The organism is Streptomyces sp. NPDC040545 (assembly GCF_055595065.1).
This window is the reverse complement of the sequence record NZ_JBVIWA010000014.1, coordinates 183,342-204,007: the sequence shown is the minus strand read 5'-3', so window position 1 is coordinate 204,007 and position 20,666 is coordinate 183,342. Positions and strand designations below refer to the sequence as shown.

Below are 20,666 nucleotides of genomic sequence, written 5' to 3'. Positions count from 1 at the left end.
CCGATCCGCTGGAACGGGGCGGCAGAAACCGGGTCCTCGGACCGGTTGATTCCGCCGCCTCCCGGTATAGACATCCCCTAGCGCGCGTCGTGGAAGATGACGCCCAGCACGTGGCGCTGCCCGCTGAGGACGGCGCTCACGCCGTGCCGCAGCGTCACCCGGCTCCAGCCGCGCACCGAGCGCACCGGGCGGTGGTCGACCGTGAAGATCAGGCCCTGGCCCTGGGTCGGCCGTCTGACGAGCGGGCGGGACTGGGCGCGCGGGCGCTGTTCGACGAACACGCTCTCCCCGCCGGTGAAGTCCTCGTCCGGGCGGTCGAGCATGATCGCCACCTGGAGCGGGAAGGTCAGGTCACCGTAGACGTCCTGGTGCAGGCAGTTGTAGCCGCCCCGGCCGTACCGGAGCAGGAGCGGGGTCGGGCGGTGCTGCCCGGCGGCCGCGCACGCCTCGACCAGTCCCTCGTGGTCGGGGGCGAAGGCCGGCTGCCCCAGACGCCGCGCCCAGTCGTTGGCGATCAGGGCGAGCGGCGGGTACAGCCGCTCCCTCAGGTCCTGGACGAGTGCGGGCAGCGGGTAGGCGAAGTAGCGGTAGAGGCCCTCGCCGAAGCGGTGCCGCGCCATGGTCACGGTGCTGCGGAAGGCCGTGGGGTGGTCGAAGAGGTCCCGCAGCTCCGCGCACTGCTCGGGCGACAGCAGCGGCGGGGTCACCGCCACCCCCTCGGTGTTCAGTTCCGCGGCCAGCCGCGTCCAGTCGAGGGTTCCGGGCGCGGAGGGGGCGAAGACCGGGCCGGGCAGTTCGAGGCCGGGGAGCTGGGACGGCTCGTACGCGCTCACATGCTCTGCTTTCTGCGGCGGGGAGGGCGGATTCAGGCGGCCGGCGCGGCCGCGGACTCGAGGGCGAGCAGATGGCGCTTGGCCTCCAGCCCTCCCGCGTAGCCGCTGAGACTGCCCGTGGAGCCGATGATCCGGTGGCAGGGCAGCACCACGCACAGCGGATTCGCTCCCAGCGCCGTGCCGACGGCACGCGCGGCGCCGGGCCGCTCCAGCGCCCTGGCGAGTTCCGCGTAGGTCGCGGTGCGCCCGTACGGGACGAACTCGGCCAGCATCAGGTTGGTGCGCCGGCTGAACGGGGTGGCGAGCCGCAGGTCCGTCGCGACGGTGAAGTCCCGGCGCGTCCCGGCCAGGTACGCGTCGATCTGTTCCCGGGCCTCGTCCAGGACCTTGTGTCCCGGTGCGCCCGCCTCACCCGGTCCGGCCGGGCGCAGTCCGGCCCGGCCCAGGCGCTCCGCGGCGTCCTCGGTGGTGCCGTAGCAGCACAGCACGAGCGCGTCGGCCGTCGCCGCCAGCACGAGCGGCCCCAGGGCCGTGGGATGGATCGCCACCGTGGCGCTGGTACCGCTGAGCGGACCGGGGGTCGGCATGGCGGGGCTCCTTCGTTCGTCATGATCTTCGTTCGTCACGACCCGGCCCACCGCCAGGGCCGTGCGGCGACGGTAGAAACACCGTCGCCGCCGAAAGGGTTGCGCGGTCAGCGATCGCGCAGTTCCAGCGTGCAGCACTTGACGCTGCCGCCGGCCTTGAGCAGCTCGGAGAGCTCGACCCCGATCGGCTCGAAGCCGCGCGCCCGCAGCTTGGCGTGCAGGCCGGTGGCCGCGGCGGGCAGCAGCACGTGGCGGCCGTCGGAGAAGGCGTTGAGGCCGAAGACGGCCGCGTCCTCGGCGGTGGCCAGGATCGCCGTGGGGAACATGGTGCGCAGTACGGCCTGGCTGCCCTGCGAGAAGGCGGCCGGGTAGTACATGACCTCGTCCTCGGACAGCACGGACAGCGCGGTGTCCAGGTGGTAGTACTCCGGGTTCACCAGGGTCAGCGAGGTGACCGGGAGGCCGAAGAACTCCTGCGCCTCCGCGTGGGAACGCGGGTCCGTGCGGAAGCCGGTACCGGCCAGCAGGCGGCGGCCGACGGTGAGGATGTCACCCTCGCCCTCGTTGACGAATTCGGGCCACAGCGTGTCCGTGTACCCGCGGCCCTCCAGCCACCGCAGGTACGCGGGCCCCTCGGCGGTGCGCTCCGCGTGCCGGAACCGGGCCCCGTAGACCTTGCCGTCGACGACGGTGGCGCCGTTGGCCGCGAACACCATGTCGGGCAGGCCCTCGATGGGGTCTATCTCCTCGACCACGTGGCCGAGTTCGAGGTACAGGTCGCGCAGGCCCTCCCACTGGCTGACGGCGAGCGCGTTGTCGGTGGCGTGCTGCGGGTTCATCCACGGGTTGATCGAGTACGTGACGTCGTAGTGCCGGGGACGGCACATCAGCAGACGCCGGCGCGTGGCGACCCGTGTGGGGCTCTCGGAACGGTAGAGCGCGCCGGCAGGGGTGATGGGCTCGGTGAGCGGCACGAGGGCTCCTTCTCATGGGGTTTCGATGGAAGCCCGGCTGCCCGAGGGATGGTTCGGCCAGCCGGATGCGTGTGACGCAACTGATCACAAGACCCCATGGAAATGGGGCTCGGAGTTGACCGGAAGTAATCGTGGACACCGGCCAATCAACGCGCCCGCGAGGGCCGCCGCCGAGTTGATTGTCCGTGGCCGAGAAGGCTTCCGGGCAATCGGGCGACGCCATGGAATGTGGTCATCACCCGGGAGGCAACGCAAGGACGCGAACCGTCCTGCCTGACCGTACGAACCTGTCCACCTGTTCCATCTGGAGGTACTTCCATGGCGCATCGCAATGTCGAACTGCTCGCAGTCGGCGCAGGCCCGGCGAACCTGGCGCTGGCGGTCGCCGTCGAGGAGCTCGCACCCGAGCTGGCCGGTGACACCCTGCTGATCGAGCGCGAGCAGGACATCGTGTGGCAGCGCGGCATGCTGCTGCCCGACGCGCTCAGCCAGGTGTCCTTCCTCAAGGACCTGGTCACCATGCGCAATCCGTGCAGCAGATTTTCCTTCGTCAATTTCCTTCACTCGCAGGAACGTCTCGACGCTTTCGTCAACCTGGCGAGTTTCGTTCCTTACCGCAGCGAGATATCCGAGTACCTGCAGTGGGTCGCCAATGAACTGGAGGCCGTGCAGGTCGAATACGGCCGCGAATGCGCCGGCGTCGAGGCGGTGACGGGCGACGACGGCGAGGTCGCCGGCTGGCTGGTCACCCTTGCCGACGGCGACACCATCGGCTGCCGCTACCTCGTGATCGGTGCGGGCCGTGACGCCCACGTCCCCGCCGTGTTCGACGGTCTGCCGGCCGAGCGCGTCATCCACAGCACCCAGTACACGCAGCGCATCGCCGGGGTGCGGGCCGACCTGCCGCACCGCGTCGCGGTGATCGGCGGCGCGCAGAGCGCGGCGGAGCTGTTCGGCGCCGCGCTGCGCGACCTGCCCGAGTGCAAGCCGACGATGATCATGCGCTCCATCGGTCTGAACGGCTACGAGAGCAGCAAGTTCACCAACGAGCTCTACTACACGTCCTTCATCGACGAGTTCTACGGCTCCTCGCCCGAGGCCCGCCAGCAGCTCCTCGGCGAGATGTACCGCTCCAACTACGGCGGTCTCTCTCCCGCCACGCTCGACGGCCTGTACCGGCAGTTCTACCAGGACCGCCGTTCCGGCCAGGAGCGCCTGGGCATGCACGCCATGACGGACGTGACCGGCGCCCGCATGGACGGCGACGAGGTCGTCCTGACCCTCGTCGACCGCAAGTCGGGAGCCGAGCGGGAGATGCGCACGGACCTGGTGCTCCTGGGCACCGGCTTCGTCCGGGAGATGCCGTGGGCGGTCAAGGCCCTCGCGGAGTCGATCGGTGTCGAGGAGATCAACGTGAGCCGCAACTACCGGCTCGACCTCGGCCGCCCGGCGACCGCCGCCTGCTACCTGCAGGGCGTCAACGAGGCCACCCACGGCATCGCCGACTCGCTGCTCAGCGTGCTTGCGGGCCGCTCCGCCGAGATCACCCAGGACATCCTGGCGCACCGCCGGAGCCGTTCCGCGGAGGCCCCGGCCCCGCGCGAGCTCGCGCTCGCCGGCGCGGTCTGAGACCCGCGCACCCCTCACGAGCCGTACCCGTCCGACGAGGAGAGACCGAAGCACATGCTCACCCAGCCACTCGACCGTGAAGGACTGACGCACGAGAACGGCCTCGACGCGCAGCGGCTGCTGCCCTGGCCCGAGCTCAACGCCCCGTTCGAAGGGTCCTGGTGCGTGATCCGCCCCGGCACCGCATCGACCGCCCACGCCCACCACGAGTACGAGATCTTCATCGCCGTCGCCGGCACCGCCGTCCTGGAGTCGCAGGGCGTCCGCAAGCCCTTCACGACCGGGGACATCGTGCACTTCACCCCGGGCTCCGACCACCGGGTGATCAACGAGTCCGACGAGGACTTCGAGATGTACAGCGTCTGGTGGGACCTCGACATGACACAGCGGTTCGCAGCTCGCCACCAAGGAGTCCAGGCATGACACGCCGTACGGTCATCATCGCGCCGCCGCCGACCCCGAACGGGGACCTGCACACCGGGCACCTGGCGGGCCCCTACCTGGCGGGCGACGTGTACGCACGCTACCTGCGGGCGTCGGACCGGCCGGTGATCTTCACCAGCGGTACGGACGACAGCCAGACCTACGTGGTGGCCAGCGCCGCCCGCGCCGGTCTGACCCCGGAGGAGCTGGCCCTGCGCTCCGCCACGCAGATCCGCGCCACCCTGGAGGCGGCCGGCGTCTCCGTCGACGGCTTCGCCCCCTTCGACAAGGGCTACCGCCAGACCGTCATCGACTTCGTCACCGACCTCCACGGCGAGGGGGCCTTCCGGCTCAAGGCGGTGCGGCTGCCGTACGTCGAGGCCACCGGCGAGTACCTGATGGAGGGCCTGGTCGCCGGGGACTGCCCGGTGTGCCTCGTGGAGAGCCGCGGCGGACTGTGCGAGTCCTGCGGCCACCCCAACAACTTCGACGAACTGCTGCGTCCGCGCTCCACCGTCGACCCGGACGTCGTGGTCACGCACCGCGAGGCGCAGATCCTCGTGCTGCCGATGGAGGAGTACCGCGACCGGCTCGCCGACTACTACGTCCGGCACCGGGACGTGCTGCGCCCGCACACCGCGCAGCTCGTCCGGGAGGCGCTGGACCGCCCGCTGCCGGACTTCCCGATCACCTACCCGACCGCGTGGGGCATCCCGGCGCCGTTCACCGAGACGCCGGGCCAGGTCCTCAACGCCTGGGCCGAGGGCATGGCCGCCTCGATGTACTGCACCTGGTACGCGGCCGAGCAGCTCGGTGAGCACACCGACCGCTTCGACGAGCACTGGCTGTCCGAGCACGGCATCGACCTCGTGTACTTCCTCGGATTCGACAACGTCTACTTCTGGGGAATGACGCACCTGGCCCTGCTGATGGCGCACGGCGACCGGTACGTCGAACCGCACGCCATCGTGTCGAACGAGTTCTACGAACTGGAGAACCAGAAGTTCTCCACAAGCAAAGGCCACGTGGTGTGGGCCGCCGATCTGGTCGCCGAGGTACCGCGCGACCTCGTGCGCTTCTACCTGGCGCTGACCGCGCCGGAGCACTCCCGGACGAACTTCAGCCGCGAGGCGCTCGACAGCCTGTCGAGCTCCCGGCTGGTCGATCCGTGGAACCACCTCGCGGGCCGGCTGGACGCGCTGCTCACCGGCGTTCCGGCGGACGCGCTGCTGCCGGTCTCCGGGACCGGTGCCCAGGAGGCGGGGATCGTCGTCGAGCGGTTCCGCTCCCACTACGAGCTGGAGAGCTTCAGCCTCCACCGGGCCGCGGACCTGATCGTCGTCCACCTCGACCGGCTGCTGAAGCAGGCGGACCGCGTGGCGGCGGACGTCCCGAGCGACCTCGGCGACCTGGTCCTCGCCGTCCGGACGCTGACCGCGTGCGCCGCTCCGCTGCTCGTCGACCTCGCGGCCCGCGCCGAGGCGGCCGGCGCGGATCTGAGCCTGCCGGCCGGCGCCTTCCCGGCCGACCCCGTCGCTCCGCTGCGACTCCCCCTCCTGTCGACCACGGTCGGGGCCTTCGCGCCCGTGGCCGAGCCGGCCGACATCCGAGCCTGACCTCCGAGGAGCACTGTGTCCACGATCGCCCCGCCCCGTCCCAATCGGGCAGAACGACTGCTCATCCCCGCGACCTTCATCACCAACCTCGGCAACGGCATCCAGCTCACCGCCGCCTCGTACCTGGTCTTCACCGAGGCCAACACCATGCTCGCGGTCAGCTGGCTGATGATCGCCGTCACCATCCCGCAGGTGGCGCTGTCCCTCTTCTTCGGCAAGCTCGCCGACCGCTTCGACCGCCGCACCCTGGCGATGATCTCCGATCTGGCCAGCGCGGCCGCCGCGATCGGCCTGCCGGTCTGGCTGGCCCTCGGCGGTAACCCCTCGACCGTCAGCTACGTCGCCAGCTTCATCCTGTCGATCTCCGCGGCCCTCTTCTTCCCGGCCAGCAACGCCCTGATCAAGGAGCGCATCCCGGAGTCCCGGCTCGCCCAGTTCAACGGCAACGCCGAGATCGCCATCCAGGCCGGCACGCTCGCCTCGGCGGCCCTCGGCGGCTGGGTGATCGTCTGGGTCGGCACCACGTCGCTCTTCTACTTCAACGCGATCACGTTCCTGCTCTCCGCCGCCCTGCTGTTCTTCATCGGCCGCCGACCGGCCGGCCAGGGCACCAGCGCCCCGGAGGCCGCGGCCAAGGCCGCCGCCGCTGCCAAGGCTGCCGCGACCGGCTCCCGCGCGCCGCTGGCCCGTCTCGCGCTGCTCTACATCATCGGCAACATCGTCATCATCGTCGGCAACAGCATCATGCTGGTCCTGGTGATCGAGGGCTTCAAGTCCAACGCCGGCTACCTCGGCATCGTCGACGCCCTGTTCGGCATCGGTGCGCTGTTCGCGGCCTGGGCCTTCAAGAAGATCAGCTCCAAGGCCACCGTGCTGAAGACGGCCCTGATCGGCTACCTCGCCTTCGCGGTGCTGCTGTCCCTGGAGTCCGTCCACCTCTACGCGATGATGGCCGTCATCCCCTTCGCCGCCATCGCCTTCTGCGTGGCCCGCATCTCGGCCCGTACCGCCCTGATGAGCGCGGCGCCCGAGGAGAAGACGGGCTTCGTCTTCGGCGCCACCAACGCCTTCGGCCTCGCGGCCGGCACCACCGCCGTCGTCCTGATCTCGCTCCTGGTCGACTCCACCAACGTGAAGAACGGCTTCTACGCCCTCTCCGCCCTGGTCGTCGTCATCGCCACCCTGACCGTCGTCTCGCTCCGCAAGCACGACCGTGAGGTCGCCGCCGAGGCTGCCGCCGCCGCCGAGATCGTGTCCGAGCCGGCCGCCGAGGTCACCGAAGCCGCCGAGCCCGTCCCGGCCAAGGTCTGAGGGGAGAAGCACAGATGAAGCTGCTCGCCATCGAGGCCAGCCAGAACGCCACCTACTACATCTCGCGCTACCAGCAGATCGAGGCTCTCGGGGCCGAGGTCCACGTACTCAACGGCATAGGCACCGAGGACTTCTGGGACGCGGAGCGCTACCGGATCGCCGGCTCCAAGCAGATCGAGGACATCGTCACCGCCGCCAAGATCTGGCACGCGGAGGAGGAGTTCGAGGGGGTCCTGACCTTCTCGGAATCCGGGGTCGTCACGGTGGCGGTCGTCGCCGAGGCGCTCGGACTGCCGAGCATCGGCTTCGAAGCCGCCCGCACCAGCCGCAACAAGCTGCTGATGCGCCAGGCCCACGAGCGCGGCAGCGCGGCGCACCCCGGCTTCCGGTACGCCCCTGACGTCGAGGCCGCCCTGACGGCCGGTGAGGAGCTCGGCTACCCGCTGATCCTCAAGCCCACCCTGGGCGCCGCCAGCAACTTCGTGTTCAAGGTCGACGACCCCGAGGAGATGCGGGCCCGCTTCGCGGACGCCACCTCGGGCATCGAGACCATGACCTGGGCCCTGATGGAGGCCGACGGACTGGACCTCGGCCCGAACGGGATCATCATCGAGGGCTACCTCGACGGCCACGAGCACCTCATCGAGGCGCTGGCCTGGGACGACGAGGTGTACCTCGGTTCCATCGTGGACCGGATCACCGTCGAGAGCGGGACCTTCGACGACGACGTCCACCACGCGCCGAGCTCCCTGACCCCCGAGCAGATCGCCGCGGTCCACGAGGTGGTCCGGGACGCGGCGCACGCCCAGGGGCTGCGCCGGTCGGTGCTGCACGCCGAGGTGAGGTTCCACCAGGGCAAGCCCTTCATCCTGGAGATAGCGATCCGTCCCGGCGGCGGCGGGCTCGACCACATGGCGCGGATCAGCGCCGGCCACGACCCCATCCGGTGCGTGGCGGACGTGGCGCGCGGCATCCGGCCCGACGTCTCCCACTACGCGCCGACCGGTGTGCACACCGCCGCGATGTGCCTGATCAGCGGCGCGGGAACGGTCGAGTCCATCGAGGTGCCGGCCGAGGTCGCCGAGGACCCCGCGCTGTTCTTCCTCAAGATCACGGCCACGCCGGGGACCGTCATCAAGCGCCCGCCGGCGGGCAACAACATCCTCGGTTTCATCGGCGCCACCGGCACCTCCCTGACGGAGGCGCTGACCACCGCGCACGTCGCGGCCGGCCGGATCCGCACCGAGATGAGGCCGGAGCATGGCTGAGGCCCCGCGGCGCACGGCCACCAGGCGGCACTACCTGATGTGCCGGCCGACCCACTTCGAGGTGACCTACGCGATCAACCCGTGGATGAACCCCGAGAAGCCCATGGACGCCGACCTGGCGCTCGCCCAGTGGGAGCGGATCCGGGACCTCTACCTCGGGTTCGGCCACGAGGTCTCCTACATCGACCCGGTCCCGGGCCTGCCGGACATGGTGTTCTCCGCCAACGGCGCCACCGTGGTCGACGGCAAGGTCCTGCTCGCCAAGTTCCGCCACCCGGAGCGGGCGGCCGAGGCCGACGCCCACCGGGCCTGGTTCGAAGCCCGCGGCTACACCGACCTCCACGTCCCGCGGTACGTCAACGAGGGCGAGGGCGACTTCACCCCGGCCGGCCGGCGGATCCTGGCCGGCGCGGGATTCCGCAGCGACCCCGGCGCGCACGAGGAGCTCCGTGAGTTTTTCGGCCTGCCGGTGGTCGGCCTGACCCTGACCGACCCCCGCTTCTACCACCTGGACACCGCGCTGTTCGTCCTCGACGAGGACCTGGTGGCGTACTACCCCGCCGCCTTCTCCGAAGAGAGCCAGGACGCGCTGCGTCAGCTGTACCCGGACGCGATCCTCGCCACCCGCGAGGACGCCGACGCCTTCGGCCTGAACGCGGTGAGCGACGGACTGAACGTGGTCGTGACGGAGACCGCCACGCACCTGATCGGTGAGCTGCGCGAACGCGGCTTCGAGGTGCACGGCGTGGACATGTCCGAACTGCTGAAGGCCGGTGGCGCGGTCAAATGCATCACTCAGGAGATACGACGCCCGTGATCGATTACGACGGCAGAAGTTTCCGCAACACCGGTTACCCGGCGGGCGAGGACGCCCCCGTCGGCCACTACCGCCAGGACGGCGACCTGCTCTGGGCCGACTTCGACGGAGGCCCCGTCCGCAGGGGCTCGCTGAACGGGCGCGTGGAGCCCGACGGGAACCTCGAATTCGCCTACACGATGGTCCTCGCGGACGGCGAGGTGGTCGCAGGACGGTGCTGGAGCACCCCCGAATTCCTGGACGACGGACGGATCCGGCTCAACGAGCGCTGGGAGCGCTACGGAGCCCACTCGGACAGCGGTGAATCCGCACTGGAGGAGGTAAGGACATGACCCCGCCCACCACCCCGCTCCGCGGGGGCAGCGTGACCTGGGCCTGCACCAGCGGCTTCAGCCCGGTCTTCATCTTCCCCTTCACCCCGGGCGAGTACTACGGGGTGGCCAACCTGCACGAGTTCCAGACGCTGATGTACCGGCCGCTGTACTGGTACGGCACCGGCGGCCAGCCGACGGTCGACTACGAGCGCAGCCTCGCCGAGCCCCCCGAGTGGAGCGGGGACGGCCGCACGGCGACGATCACGGTCAAGCCCTACAAGTGGTCGAACGGCGAGAGCGTCAACGCCGACAACGTGATGCTGTGGATGCACCTCCTGGAGGCCGAGAAGGACAGCTTCGGCGGGTACACACCGGGCTTCTTCCCGGACAACCTGACCGGCTACGAGAAGGTCGCCGAGGACAAGGTCAGCTTCACCTTCGACCGCGCCTACTCGCACAACTGGGTGCTGATGAACCAGTTCAGCACCATCACCCCGCTGCCCAAGGCCTGGGACCGCACCGCCGACGACCGGCCGGCCGACGCCACCCACGACCCGGCCCAGGCCTCCGCGGTCTACGCCTACCTGCGGGCCTGCAACGACGAGCGCAAGAGCTGGGACACCAGTCCCGTCTGGGGCGTGGTCAACGGACCCTGGAAGCTGCGCAGTTACACGATCGACGGCGTCTCCGGCGAGGCCGTCCTGGTGCCCAACGAGAGCTACTCCGGCCCCAACAAGCCCTACCTGGACGAGTTCCGCCTGATCCCCACCGGCTCGGACACCGAGCAGTACGAGATGCTCCGCCGCGGTCCCGAGGCCCAAGACGGCGTGCAGGTCGGCTTCCTGCCCTTCGACGAGGTCACCGAGCCGGCCGAGGACCTGCTGGCCGGCGGGCCCAACCCGCTCGGCGAGCACTACGACCTCGTCCCCCAGCTCACTTACAAAATCCATTACTTCCCGATCAACTTCAACAACCCCACCGTCGCCGGAAAAATCTTCAAGCAGCTCTACTTCCGCCAGGCACTGCAGTCCTGCCTCGACTCCCGCGGCGCCATCCGCGACGTCTACAAGGGCTACGGCTACCCGACCACCGGGCCCATCCCGGCCCTGCCGGACAGCCCGCTGCTCTCACCCGCCGCGCACGAGGACCCGTACCCCTTCGACGTCGGGGCGGCCCGCGCCTTCCTGACCGGGAACGGCTGGGACACCAGCACCACCCCGGCCACATGCGTCCGCGAGGGCACCGGCCCCGGGGAGGCGGGCGAGGGCATCCCCGCCGGCACCCCGCTGCGGTTCTCGATGCGGTACGCCCAGGGCCACGAGACCCTGACCGCGGTCATGCGCAAGTTCGCCGCCGACGCCGCCGAGGCGGGCATCGAGATCGTGCTGACCGAGGTCGAGGCGAGCGTCCTGGTCCTGGAGGACACCACCTGCACCCCGGGCCCCGACAGCCCCTGCCTGTGGGAGTTCAGCGACTGGAACGGCGGCTGGGGTTACGGACCCGGCTTCTACCCGACCGGCGAGGCGCTCTACTCGACCGGCTCCTCGGTGAACTTCGGCAGCTACAGCGACCCGAAGGCGGACGAGCTGATCGCCCGCACCGTGGTCAGCGACGACCTGGAGGATCTCTACGCCTACCAGGACTACATCGCGCAGCAGGTCCCGGTCATCTGGATGCCCAACTTCCCCTTCCGTCTGCTGGAAGTGGCCAACAACCTGAAGGGCGTGGCTCCGATCAACCCCTTCGGACTGATCAACCCCGAGGACTGGCACTACGTCGGCGAGGTGCTCTGATGTACCAGCGGCTGATCGGCCTCCTCGACAGCAATCAGGCCCGCTACCGGCTGATCGACCACGTGCCCGAGGGCCGGACCGACCTGGCGAGCGTCCTGCGCGGCCACCCGCTGGAGCAGGCCGCCAAGTGCATCGTCGTCCGCGTGAGCATCACCAAGCGGGTCGGCAAGTACGTGCTCGCGGTGGTTCCCGGTGACCGGCAGGTCGACCTGGAGGCGGTCGGCGCCCTGTTCGGCGGCGGGCGGACGGCGTTCGCCACGCCCGAGATCGCCGAGCGCCTGGCCGGCAGCGTCTGCGGCACGGTGATGCCGCTCAGCTTCCACCCCGATCTGCACCTCGTCGTCGACGAGGGCCTGATCCTCACCGAAGAGATCTATTTCAACGCGGCCCGCCTGGACCGCTCCGTGGCCCTGTCCACCCCCGACTACCTGGCCATCGCCCAGCCGCAGCTCGCGGCGATCGCGACGGCCGGCGACCGGGTCCTGACCCACTCCGCGAGGTGACGAAGATGACTGATGACACCAGCCCGACCGATGACGGCGTGGTGATCCTGGTCGGCAGCGGACAGCGCGCCTACCGCGAGTACCTGCTCGCCGGCGCCGCCCGGCGCCGCCCGATCTGGATCCTGGACGCGGTGGATCCCACCTGGCAGGAGCAGTACGTGCTCGGCTCCACCACGGTGGAGCTGCTCGACCGCGAACGCCTGGTGCCCGACACGGAGGGCCTGGTCAAGGCCGCCGAGGCGGTGGCCGCCGAGCACCGCGTGGTCGGCGTGTTCAGCTACGACGAGACGCTCGTGGTGACCACCGCCCTGATAGCCGAGCGGCTCGGACTGCCGGGCCTGACCTCCCGCGGCGCCGACAACTGCCGCAACAAGCACAACACCCGGCAGCTGCTGACCGCCGCCGGACTGCCCCAGCCGCACTTCGCCTACGTGACCGACGCGCAGACGGCCCTGGCCACGGCCGACTCCTTCGGCTACCCGGTCGTCCTCAAGCCCCGCGGCATGGGCGCGAGCATCGGCGTCATCCGGGTCGACGGCCCGGACGGGATCCGCGCGGCCTTCGAGGTCGCCGACGCCGCCAGCCACGGCGGGAACAGCGACTACGAGGGCGGGGTGCTGGTCGAGGAGTGCGTCATGGGCCCCGAGATCAGCATCGACGGCGTGGTCTTCGACGGCGCCTGGACCCCGCTCTTCCTCGCGCACAAGGAAGTGGGCCTCGCGCCCTACTTCGAGGAGACCGGCCACGTGGTCAGCGCCACCGACCCGCTGCTCGCCGACGAGGAGCTGCTGGGCGTCCTCCGGGACGCCCACCGGGAACTGGGCATCGGCTACGGGATCACGCACACCGAGGTGAAGCTCACCGCCCGCGGCCCGGTGATCATCGAGGTGAACGCACGCCTCGGCGGCGACCTCATCCCCTACCTCGGCAGCCTCGCCACCGGCGTGGAGCCCGGGGAGCTGGCCGCCGAAGTGGCCGCCGGCGTCCGCCCCGAGTGGACCCCGGCCGAGTCCCGCACCGTGGGGATCCGCTTCCTGTACCCGCCGGAGAACGGCACCGTCCGCTCGGTCGGCGTACCCGCCCCCTCGGACGTGCCGGGACTGCTGGAGACGAACGTGATGGTGGCACCCGGGGTGACGCTGCTGCTGCCGCCCGAGGGCTACCTCAGCCGGTACGCCAACCTGATCTGCGCCGGAGACGATTTCCTGAGCTGCGAGGAGTCCCTCGCCAAGGCGGCCGCACTGACCACGATCGTCCTCGACAGCTGACCCGTCGGCCATGCGAAAACTGAAGGGAGGTGTGTGATGTCGACGAGGGTGACGGTAGTGGGCGGCGGAGTGATCGCCCTGCTCACGGCGGTCGAGTGCGTGCTCGACGGGCACAAGGTCACGGTCGTGGACCAAGGCCCCATCCCGCACAGCAGAGCCACCTCTTTCGACCAGCACCGGATCCTGCGGGCCCTGCACCCGTCGGACCCGCAGGCCACGGCGGCCGCACTGCGTGCGCACCGCCGCTGGGTCGAACTGGAGGAACTTTTCCTGACGCGGTTCTACGAGCAGGTCGGCTCTCTCACCGTCCTGCCGCCCGCGGCCGCGGCCGACGCGGCGGCGATGCTCGCCGGCGCCGGCGGCCACGCCAGGGAACTGACGGCGGCCGGCCTGGCCGACCGCTATCCGCACCTGCACGTGGGCGGCGGCCTCGGCGCGGTACTGGAGGACGAGGCGGGCGTACTGCTCGCCGAACGGGTCCTCGCCGCCTGCGTCGGCTGGCTGAAGTGGCAGCGGGGCATCGAGCTGATCGAGCACCGGGCCGTGACCGCCGTCGACGGCGAGAGCGGCAGCGTACGGCTGGTGGACGGGCGGGTGCTGCGCAGCGACGCGGTCCTGGTGGCCGTGGGCCCCTGGTCCCGGGACCTGCTGCCGCAGAGCATCTCCGAGCAGCTGACCCTGTACCGGCAGTCCCTCCTCTACTGCCGGGTGCCCCGGCAGCAGTCGCAGGCCTGGGCGGCCACCCCGGCCATACCGGCCCTCGGCACCGCCGGCGGAGCCTGGCTGATCCCGCCGGTGGCGGGCACGGCCCTCAAGCTGACCTCGGCCACCGCCTGCCGGGTGGTGGACGCGATCAGCGACTACGCCACCGACCCGTACTGGCAGCGCAGGCTGGAGAAGGAGTTCGGGGACATCCTCCCCGGCTTCGGCCCGGCCTGGGTCACGGCGGCCAAGGACGCCTACTACTCGGCCTTCTCGCCGACCGGCGGGCCGCTGCTGGTCGGCCTGGGCGGCGCGGGATTCGCGTACGCGGCCTGCGGTGGCACATCCTTCAAGTTCGCGCCGCTCATCGCGCGGTCGCTGGCCGACCGGCTGATCGGCAGGACTCCGTCGCTGATCGGCCTCGGTGCGCTCGACGGGCCACCGCTGGACGTCCACACCCCGCAGCTCGCGGGACTGTGAGCGGCGGCGGGATGCGCAAGGAGCGGGCAGTGGCAACGGTGGACGACGTACGGCGGCTCGCGATGGGCCTGCCGAGGACCGAGGAGCACCTGATCCGGGACCGGGTGAAGTTCCGGATCGGCAGCATCGTCTACCTCGCCCTCTCCCGGGACGAGAGCGAACTGGGCTTCGCCTTCCCCAAGGAGGAACGGGCGGCGCTCGTCGCCGCCGAGCCGGAGAAGTTCTTCCTGCCCCGGGAGTCCGATCTGCGCTTCAACTGGGTGGAGGCCCGCCTCGGGGCCCTGGACCACGAGGAGCTGACGGAGCTGGTCACCGAGGCCTGGCGGATGGTGGTGCCCGCGAAGGTGGCCCGCGCCCACCTGGATCCGCAGGCCGCGCCGCCGCTCCCGCCCGCGCCGTCCCTGGCCGGGCTGCGGTCCTCGGCCGTGGTGTTCAACGGCTTCGCGGGGGTGGACCGGAGCTGGCAGGCGCTGCGCGAGGAGACCGGCCACGCCCTCGACCTCTCGCTCGCCGCGCACCGCAGCGCCCTGCACCGCTGGCTGAACTCCTGGGGCTGCCGCATCCGTTACCCGCGCGAGGGCGAGCCCGACACCTTCGGCGCGGGGCTCGCCGCATGGTGGGAGCGGCACACCCTGGCGCACACACCGCTGGCCCGGCTCACCCGGCGGGACATCTCCCGGTTCGCCGCCGCCTACGAGGAGCTCGCGGCGCTGCCCATCGGCCGCCGCAGCCTCGGCCCGACCGCCGCGGCCAAGGCACTGTACGCACTGCGGCCCGACTCGGTCATGCCGTGGGACGCGGCCATCGCGCAGCGGCTGCACGGGGTCCGGGACGGGGCCGCCTTCGCCCGTCACCTTGAGCTCGGCCGGAGCTGGGCGCGTGCGGCGCTGGAGGAGGGCAGCGGCCTCGGCGAAGCGGCCCTGTGCGCCGAGATCGGCCGGCCCGGGGTGTCCCTCGCCAAGATCCTCGACGAGCACCTCTACGTCACGATCACCCACGCGGCCTGACGGCCAGGAGCCCCCGGGCGCCGGACCTACCCCGACTGCCGCGCGTGCGCCTGGCCCCGCGCCGCCGCGGGCGCCGGGTCCTCCTCCGTGGGGTCCGGCTGCGTCAGCGCGTACGCCCGGGCCATCGGCGTCAGTCCGTACTGCCCCGGCAGGTCGGAGTGGTCGAGCAGCCCCGCGTCGAGGAGCCGTTCGAGGAGGTCCTCCACCGGCTGGGCGGACCGCTCGACCAGCATGGCGAGCGCGTCCGCGGACTCGTACACCACGTTGTCCACGGAGGGCGGGTTGTCGGAGCCGGCGAACTGGCGCAGCATCAGCCGCGCCCACGGGGTCAGCAGCCGGTAGGCGCTGTCGAGGCGGCTGGTCAGCGCGTCGTCCCCGATCTGCAGCCGGCCCAGGAAGCGGCCGGGTGCCCGCTGCCCGTCACGCCCGTCGGGTGCGCCAGGACCGTCCCCGAGCAGCTCGGACACGGAGTCCTGGAGCATCCACTCGGGGCGGGCCGCGATGCGCCGGCCGGCCAGGTTCAGCGCCAGCGGCAGGTCCCCGCAGGCATCGGCGAGGCGAAGGCAGGCGCGCGGCTCGCTACCGACCCGGTCGCCGCCGAGAAGCTGCGCGAGCAGCTCCATCGACTCGTCGCGGTCCAGTGCGGGGAGCCGGATCCGGCCAATTCCGTCGAGGCCCAGTAGCCGCGATCGGCTGGTGATGATGATGCGGCTCTCGGGCGCCGCGATGAGAAGTTCCCGGATCTGCCGCTCGTGCTGGACGCCGTCCAGCACCACGAGCAGCCGCCGCCGGTTGAGGAGCGACCGGTACAGGCCAATTCTCTGACCGGGATCGTTCGGGATCCGTTCGGTGGGGATACCGAGCGCCTCCAGGAAACCGCCCGCGATCCCGGCGGCGTCCTTGCGGCCGTCCGCGGCCGGGTCGAGGTTCGCGTAGAGCTGCCCGTCGGGCAGGTTCACGGCGAGTTCGTGGGCGAGCCGCAGGGCGAAGGCCGTCTTGCCCACGCCCACCTGACCGCTGATCACCAAGGGCGCCGCAGGGCGCTGCCCGCCGTACGAAGGGGCGGTCAGGGCCCGGGCCCGCTGGAGCAGCTCACGCCGTCCGACCAGGGGATGAGCCTCCATCGGCAGCTGTGACGGGGGCGGCAGCACGGCGCGTACGTCGGCCGCGCGCAGCTCGTTCTCCTGGTGCTGCTGCACGGCTTTGACCGCCGGACGGGCGCTTCCGTCGTCCCCGTCGGCGCGTGCCGCCTCGTGCCAGCGGCGCTCCCAGGTGGCGCGGTCACCGCCGCATGCCTCGGCGAAGGCGAGGGCCACCTGAAGGGTCGGGAGGCGGTAGCCGGCAGCCGCGTCGGAGAGCACGGACGCGGAGAACATGGCCCGGGTGGCCATGTCGCGGTAGCCGGGACTGCCGGCCGCGGTCCGCAGCCTGCGCAACTCCCGGGCGAACGCGGTGACTGGTCCGGCATCGGGGGCCAGCGGTCTCTCCAGTCTTCCCACAGCCTGCTCCTTCGGTACTCGCTCCGTGTGCTGCCTGCTCCGGGCCGCCCATGAACTGTCCGTGTCGCCCTTCCTGATCTGCTACCGGATGCTTACCGCCTGCTAGGGGTAACCCCTATGATCCGGCTGACATGACCTGGCCAGGGGTCTTGTTCATTTGGGGGTGGATGTCCGATGCCGGGGGCGGATGCGGAATCCGGGGAAAGACGAAGCGTGGAACCTGCGGGGGGCAGGCTGCGCTTCAACGTGCTCGGATCGCTTGAGGGATGGTTCGGAGAAGTACGGCTGAGGCTGGGGGGAGCGATCCAGGAACGGGTCCTGTGCGTCCTGCTGCTCGAAGCCGGCCGGGTGGTGCCCGTGGCCCGCCTCGTCGAGGCGACCTGGGAGAAGGACCCGCCGGTGACCGCGGCGCACCAGGTCCGCAAGGCCGTCGCCGACCTGCGGCGGCGCATACCCACCGGCACCGAGGTGATCGCCACCGACGGGCCGGGGTACCGCGTGGTGGTGGCGGACGACCAGGTCGACCTCCTGGAGTTCGACGCCCTCACCAAGGCGGCGGGCCAGGCCCTGCGGGAGGGCGGCCGGGCCGAGGCCGCCGAGGCACTGCGGTCCGCCCTCGCACTGTGGCGGGGATCGGTGCTGTCCGGCACCGGCGGGCCGGTGATCGAGGCCGCGGCGACCGCACTGGAGGAGCGCCGGCTGGCCGCCGCCGAGCAGTTCTTCGACCTGAGCCTCGCACTGGGCGAGAGCGGTGAGCTCATCTCGGGCCTGCGGGCCCTGATCACCCAGCACCCGCTGCGGGAGACCCTGCGCGGCCAGCTGATGCTCGCCCTGTACCGCTCCGGGCGCCAGGCCGAGGCGCTCAAGGAGTACGGAGAGGTCCGCGAGCTGCTCGTGGACGAGCTCGGGATCGACCCCGGCCCCCGGCTGGCCAAGCTGTACGAGGCGATCCTGCGGGACAGCCCCGAGCTGGCCGCGCCCGAACGGCCGGCGCCGGTGATCGCGGCGCCCGTACGTACGGTGCCCGGACCGGGGGCCCCCGCGGAGCCGGTGCCCGAACCGGCCGTTCCCGCGTCCGCGGTCGCCGAGGGCGCGGCCCCCGGGGCCGCGGCCCGCACGGAACAGGACCGGGAAGGAGAACCGGGAACGCGCGTCGCGCCGGCCGACGCCCCGTGCACCCTGCCGTACGACCTGCCCGACTTCACCGGCCGCGCCAAGGAGCTGGCCGAGCTCTTCGACTACGTGCAGGACGAGGGCCGGGGCGCGGAGCGGTACGCCCGGATCGTGGCCATCGACGGCATGGGCGGCATGGGCAAGACCACCCTGGCCGTGCGCGCCGCGCACCGGCTGGCCGGCCGGTATCCCGACGGGCAGCTCCACATCGACCTGCACGGATTCACCCCGGGCCGCGAGCCCGTGACGCCCACCGCCGCGCTCGACGGCCTGCTGCGGACCCTCGGTACTCCGGGCGACCGGATTCCCGAGGACCTGGAGGGGCGCACCGCCCTGTGGCGGTCGAAGCTGGACGGCCGGCGGATGCTGCTCCTGTTCGACAACGCGGTCGACGCGGCGCAGATCAGGCCCCTGCTGCCGGCCTCGCCCGGCTGTCTCGCCCTGATCACCAGCCGCGGGCGGCTGCTGGACCTCGACGGCGTCGAGTGGGTGTCCATCGGGATGATGGAGCCCGAGGACAGCACCAGCCTGATGGCGGAGACCCTCGGCACCACCCGGGTGGCCGCCGAGCCGGCGGCCTCCGCCGAACTGGCCGAGCTGTGCGGGCACCTGCCGCTGGCGCTGCGGATCGCGACCGCCCGGCTGCGCAACAGGCCGCGCTGGACCGTGCGTTATCTGGTCGAGCGGCTGCGCGACGAGAAACGCCGGATGGACGAGCTGAGTTCGGGAGAACGCAGTGTCGCGGCGACCCTGCGCCTGTCGTACCTGGCGATGGACGAGGAGTACCGGACGGCGTTCCGCATCCTCAGCCTGTACCCGTGCGCCGGGACGGACGTCCACTCGGCGGCGGCGCTCCTCGGCACCGCCGTCCGTGACGCCGAGGACGCCCTGGAGTTCCTGCTCGACGTCCACCTGGTCCAGCAGCCCGACATCGGCCTCTACACCTTCCACGACTTGGTGCGCAGTTTCGCGCAGAGCCTGCGGGGCCCGGCGACGGCGGACGACGACGCGGCGGCGGTCGAGCGGCTGCTCGGCTACTACCTGACGACCTCGGACGCCGCCTGCGAGGTGCTCTTCCCCAGCCGTGAACGCCGCCCCACCGGTATCCCGCCGTACCAGGGCGAACGGCCGGCCTTCCGGGACACCGAGCAGGCCCTGAGCTGGTTCGACCGGGAACAGGCCGGGCTGCTCGCGGCCGTGTCCCTGGCCGAGCGGTGCGGCCACGACCGGTACGCGGCCTGCCTGAGCCGCAACGTCGGCTTCCACCTGCACACGCACGGGCAGCTCGACGAGTTCTGGAGCGTCGGGCACCTCGCGGTGGCCGCGGCCCGCCGGCTCGACGATCCCGCGCTCCTCGGCATCAGCCTGGCCAACCTGGGCGCCGCCTGCTGGAAGCTGGGCCGCTTCGAGGAGGGGCTGGAGGTGGCCACGGAGGCGCGCGACACGGCGATCCGGGCCGGGGACCGGCACACCGAGGCGAACAGCGAATCGACCATCGGGCTGCTGATGTCGATGCTCGGCAGGTACGAGGAGGCCTTACCGCTGGTGGAGCGGTCCGTCTCCATGGCCCAGGACCTGGGCAATCCGCGGGCGGAGTCGGAGAGCCTGACCATCCTCAGCACGCTGTACGAGCGGTGGGGCCGCTTCCCGGAAGCGGCGGAGGTCGCCCGCCGGGCGATCGAGATCGACCGTGACCTCGGCTACCGCAGCAACGAGATCGTGGCCCTGACCGATCTGGCCTTCGCCCAGGTGGGCCTCGGCGAGTTCGCGGACGCGGACGCCAGCCTCGAGCGGGCCCGGGACCTGTGCGACGAGACCAGGTCGCCGGGGGACGTCGCCCTGGTGCTGGCACTGTCCGCCCAGGTCGCGCACGAGCGGGGCGACGCGCTGCAGGCGCGTGCCTTCGCTGAGCGCTCCCTGGCGCTCGGGCGCACGAGCGGGACCCCGATCCGGCTCGCGAGGGTCGAGAACGTCCTGGGCCAGCTCCACCTGCTGTGGGGGGAGCACGAGGTCGCGCTGGCCCTGCACGGCCACGCCCACAAGATCGCGGCGCCGATGAGCTTCCGGGCGGAGGAGGCGTCCGCGCTGGTGGGCCTCGCCTCGGCGGCCGAGGCGCTCGGTGATGCGGCGGCCGCTGCCCGGCACCGGGCGGCCGCCGAGGAGCTGTCCGATTTCATGGGCCTGCCGGCGCACCGCCGCAGGTACTGAGCGCGGGAACGGAACTGCCCCGCACCGGACTCCGGTGCGGGGCAGCCCCGTGACGTGCGCGGCAAGCGGTCACCTGCGGGTGGAGGGGGCCGGGGACGGGGCCGGGGAGGCGACCCCGGGGCCCTTGTCCTCCGCGAGGACCTGGTGGCCGGAGGACTTACCGGTGTCGGCCTGGCTGTCGACCGTGACTCCGAACCCGAACGCCAGGGCCGCCGCGATGATCCCGATCAGTCCGGCCAGCTTGCTGCGCATCTCTCGAAC

18 protein-coding genes are annotated in these 20,666 nt (G+C 71.5%); 13 read left to right on the top strand and 5 right to left on the bottom strand.

Features of this window, described 5'->3' with window-relative positions; all coding sequences use genetic code 11:
- Positions 1–77: 77 nt before the first annotated feature.
- The 3 genes from ACZ573_RS25635 to ddaH (ACZ573_RS25625) form a co-directional block, all read right to left on the bottom strand.
- Entirely contained in the window at positions 78–833 is a 756-nt protein-coding gene (locus tag ACZ573_RS25635; RefSeq protein WP_471307936.1) for a 2OG-Fe(II) oxygenase, read from the bottom strand.
- A 32-nt stretch (positions 834–865) separates the two neighbouring features.
- Positions 866–1,420 (bottom strand): methylated-DNA--[protein]-cysteine S-methyltransferase, encoded by a 555-nt coding sequence (locus ACZ573_RS25630; protein ID WP_471307935.1) that lies wholly within the window; start codon positions 1,418–1,420, stop codon positions 866–868.
- A gap of 107 nt (positions 1,421–1,527) precedes the next feature.
- Positions 1,528–2,394 carry a dimethylargininase gene (ddaH, locus tag ACZ573_RS25625; protein ID WP_471307931.1) on the bottom strand — a complete coding sequence of 289 codons (867 nt, stop codon included), beginning with the start codon at positions 2,392–2,394 and terminating at the stop codon, positions 1,528–1,530.
- A 318-nt stretch (positions 2,395–2,712) separates the two neighbouring features.
- On the opposite strand from ddaH (ACZ573_RS25625), the gene ACZ573_RS25620 reads away from it, so the two are divergent.
- The 12 genes from ACZ573_RS25620 to ACZ573_RS25565 are packed head-to-tail and all read left to right on the top strand — an operon-like array spanning position 2,713 to position 15,525.
- On the top strand, positions 2,713–4,023 hold the full coding sequence (locus tag ACZ573_RS25620; protein ID WP_471307929.1) for a SidA/IucD/PvdA family monooxygenase: 1,311 nt from the start codon (positions 2,713–2,715) through the stop codon (positions 4,021–4,023).
- 54 nt (positions 4,024–4,077) lie between these two features.
- Positions 4,078–4,446, top strand: a complete 369-nt coding sequence (locus ACZ573_RS25615) for a cupin domain-containing protein (protein ID WP_189738060.1) — start codon at positions 4,078–4,080, stop codon at positions 4,444–4,446.
- On the top strand, positions 4,443–6,062 hold the full coding sequence (locus tag ACZ573_RS25610; protein ID WP_471307926.1) for a class I tRNA ligase family protein: 1,620 nt from the start codon (positions 4,443–4,445) through the stop codon (positions 6,060–6,062). Before ACZ573_RS25615 ends, ACZ573_RS25610 begins: the two co-directional genes overlap by 4 nt.
- A gap of 15 nt (positions 6,063–6,077) precedes the next feature.
- Entirely contained in the window at positions 6,078–7,373 is a 1,296-nt protein-coding gene (locus tag ACZ573_RS25605) for an MFS transporter (protein ID WP_471307922.1), read from the top strand.
- A 14-nt stretch (positions 7,374–7,387) separates the two neighbouring features.
- Positions 7,388–8,641, top strand: coding sequence for an ATP-grasp domain-containing protein (locus ACZ573_RS25600; RefSeq protein ID WP_471307920.1), 1,254 nt, complete (start codon positions 7,388–7,390; stop codon positions 8,639–8,641).
- Positions 8,634–9,458: a dimethylargininase gene (gene ddaH, locus ACZ573_RS25595; RefSeq protein ID WP_471307918.1), complete on the top strand. Its 825-nt coding sequence runs from the start codon at positions 8,634–8,636 to the stop codon at positions 9,456–9,458. The genes ACZ573_RS25600 and ddaH (ACZ573_RS25595) overlap by 8 nt, the downstream gene beginning before the upstream one ends.
- On the top strand, positions 9,455–9,790 hold the full coding sequence (locus tag ACZ573_RS25590) for an avidin-fold protein (RefSeq protein ID WP_189738075.1): 336 nt from the start codon (positions 9,455–9,457) through the stop codon (positions 9,788–9,790). The genes ddaH (ACZ573_RS25595) and ACZ573_RS25590 overlap by 4 nt, the downstream gene beginning before the upstream one ends.
- On the top strand, positions 9,787–11,565 hold the full coding sequence (locus ACZ573_RS25585; protein ID WP_471307916.1) for an ABC transporter substrate-binding protein: 1,779 nt from the start codon (positions 9,787–9,789) through the stop codon (positions 11,563–11,565). The genes ACZ573_RS25590 and ACZ573_RS25585 overlap by 4 nt, the downstream gene beginning before the upstream one ends.
- Positions 11,565–12,068 (top strand): YbaK/EbsC family protein, encoded by a 504-nt coding sequence (locus tag ACZ573_RS25580; RefSeq protein WP_471307913.1) that lies wholly within the window; start codon positions 11,565–11,567, stop codon positions 12,066–12,068. The genes ACZ573_RS25585 and ACZ573_RS25580 overlap by 1 nt, the downstream gene beginning before the upstream one ends.
- Before the next feature lie 5 nt (positions 12,069–12,073).
- Positions 12,074–13,336, top strand: a complete 1,263-nt coding sequence (locus tag ACZ573_RS25575) for an ATP-grasp domain-containing protein (protein ID WP_471307911.1) — start codon at positions 12,074–12,076, stop codon at positions 13,334–13,336.
- A 36-nt stretch (positions 13,337–13,372) separates the two neighbouring features.
- Positions 13,373–14,518: an NAD(P)/FAD-dependent oxidoreductase gene (locus ACZ573_RS25570; RefSeq protein ID WP_471307909.1), complete on the top strand. Its 1,146-nt coding sequence runs from the start codon at positions 13,373–13,375 to the stop codon at positions 14,516–14,518.
- Between the two features lie 29 nt (positions 14,519–14,547).
- Entirely contained in the window at positions 14,548–15,525 is a 978-nt protein-coding gene (locus ACZ573_RS25565) for an MmcQ/YjbR family DNA-binding protein (RefSeq protein ID WP_471307906.1), read from the top strand.
- Between the two features lie 26 nt (positions 15,526–15,551).
- Here the strand turns inward: ACZ573_RS25565 and ACZ573_RS25560 are convergent, their stop codons facing one another.
- Entirely contained in the window at positions 15,552–17,024 is a 1,473-nt protein-coding gene (locus ACZ573_RS25560) for an NB-ARC domain-containing protein (RefSeq protein ID WP_471307904.1), read from the bottom strand.
- Between the two features lie 174 nt (positions 17,025–17,198).
- Between ACZ573_RS25560 and ACZ573_RS25555 the strand changes: the two genes are divergently transcribed.
- Positions 17,199–20,405 carry an AfsR/SARP family transcriptional regulator gene (locus ACZ573_RS25555; RefSeq protein WP_471307901.1) on the top strand — a complete coding sequence of 1,069 codons (3,207 nt, stop codon included), beginning with the start codon at positions 17,199–17,201 and terminating at the stop codon, positions 20,403–20,405.
- A 69-nt stretch (positions 20,406–20,474) separates the two neighbouring features.
- On the opposite strand, the gene ACZ573_RS25550 is transcribed toward ACZ573_RS25555, so the two are convergent.
- Positions 20,475–20,657 carry a hypothetical protein gene (locus ACZ573_RS25550; RefSeq protein WP_471307898.1) on the bottom strand — a complete coding sequence of 61 codons (183 nt, stop codon included), beginning with the start codon at positions 20,655–20,657 and terminating at the stop codon, positions 20,475–20,477.
- Between the last annotated feature and the right edge of the window lie 9 nt (positions 20,658–20,666).

Excerpts from the sequence above, each read along its gene's own strand:
- ACZ573_RS25630 (WP_471307935.1), bottom strand. The coding sequence starts at position 1,420 with ATGCCGACCCCCGGTCCGCTCAGCGGTACCAGCGCCACGGTGGCGATC.
- ACZ573_RS25620 (WP_471307929.1), top strand. The coding sequence starts at position 2,713 with ATGGCGCATCGCAATGTCGAACTGCTCGCAGTCGGCGCAGGCCCGGCG.
- ACZ573_RS25615 (WP_189738060.1), top strand. The coding sequence starts at position 4,078 with ATGCTCACCCAGCCACTCGACCGTGAAGGACTGACGCACGAGAACGGC.
- ACZ573_RS25610 (WP_471307926.1), top strand. The coding sequence starts at position 4,443 with ATGACACGCCGTACGGTCATCATCGCGCCGCCGCCGACCCCGAACGGG.
- ACZ573_RS25600 (WP_471307920.1), top strand. The coding sequence starts at position 7,388 with ATGAAGCTGCTCGCCATCGAGGCCAGCCAGAACGCCACCTACTACATC.
- ddaH (WP_471307918.1), top strand. The coding sequence starts at position 8,634 with ATGGCTGAGGCCCCGCGGCGCACGGCCACCAGGCGGCACTACCTGATG.
- ACZ573_RS25585 (WP_471307916.1), top strand. The coding sequence starts at position 9,787 with ATGACCCCGCCCACCACCCCGCTCCGCGGGGGCAGCGTGACCTGGGCC.
- ACZ573_RS25580 (WP_471307913.1), top strand. The coding sequence starts at position 11,565 with ATGTACCAGCGGCTGATCGGCCTCCTCGACAGCAATCAGGCCCGCTAC.
- ACZ573_RS25575 (WP_471307911.1), top strand. The coding sequence starts at position 12,074 with ATGACTGATGACACCAGCCCGACCGATGACGGCGTGGTGATCCTGGTC.
- ACZ573_RS25570 (WP_471307909.1), top strand. The coding sequence starts at position 13,373 with ATGTCGACGAGGGTGACGGTAGTGGGCGGCGGAGTGATCGCCCTGCTC.
- ACZ573_RS25555 (WP_471307901.1), top strand. The coding sequence starts at position 17,199 with ATGCCGGGGGCGGATGCGGAATCCGGGGAAAGACGAAGCGTGGAACCT.
- ACZ573_RS25550 (WP_471307898.1), bottom strand. The coding sequence starts at position 20,657 with ATGCGCAGCAAGCTGGCCGGACTGATCGGGATCATCGCGGCGGCCCTG.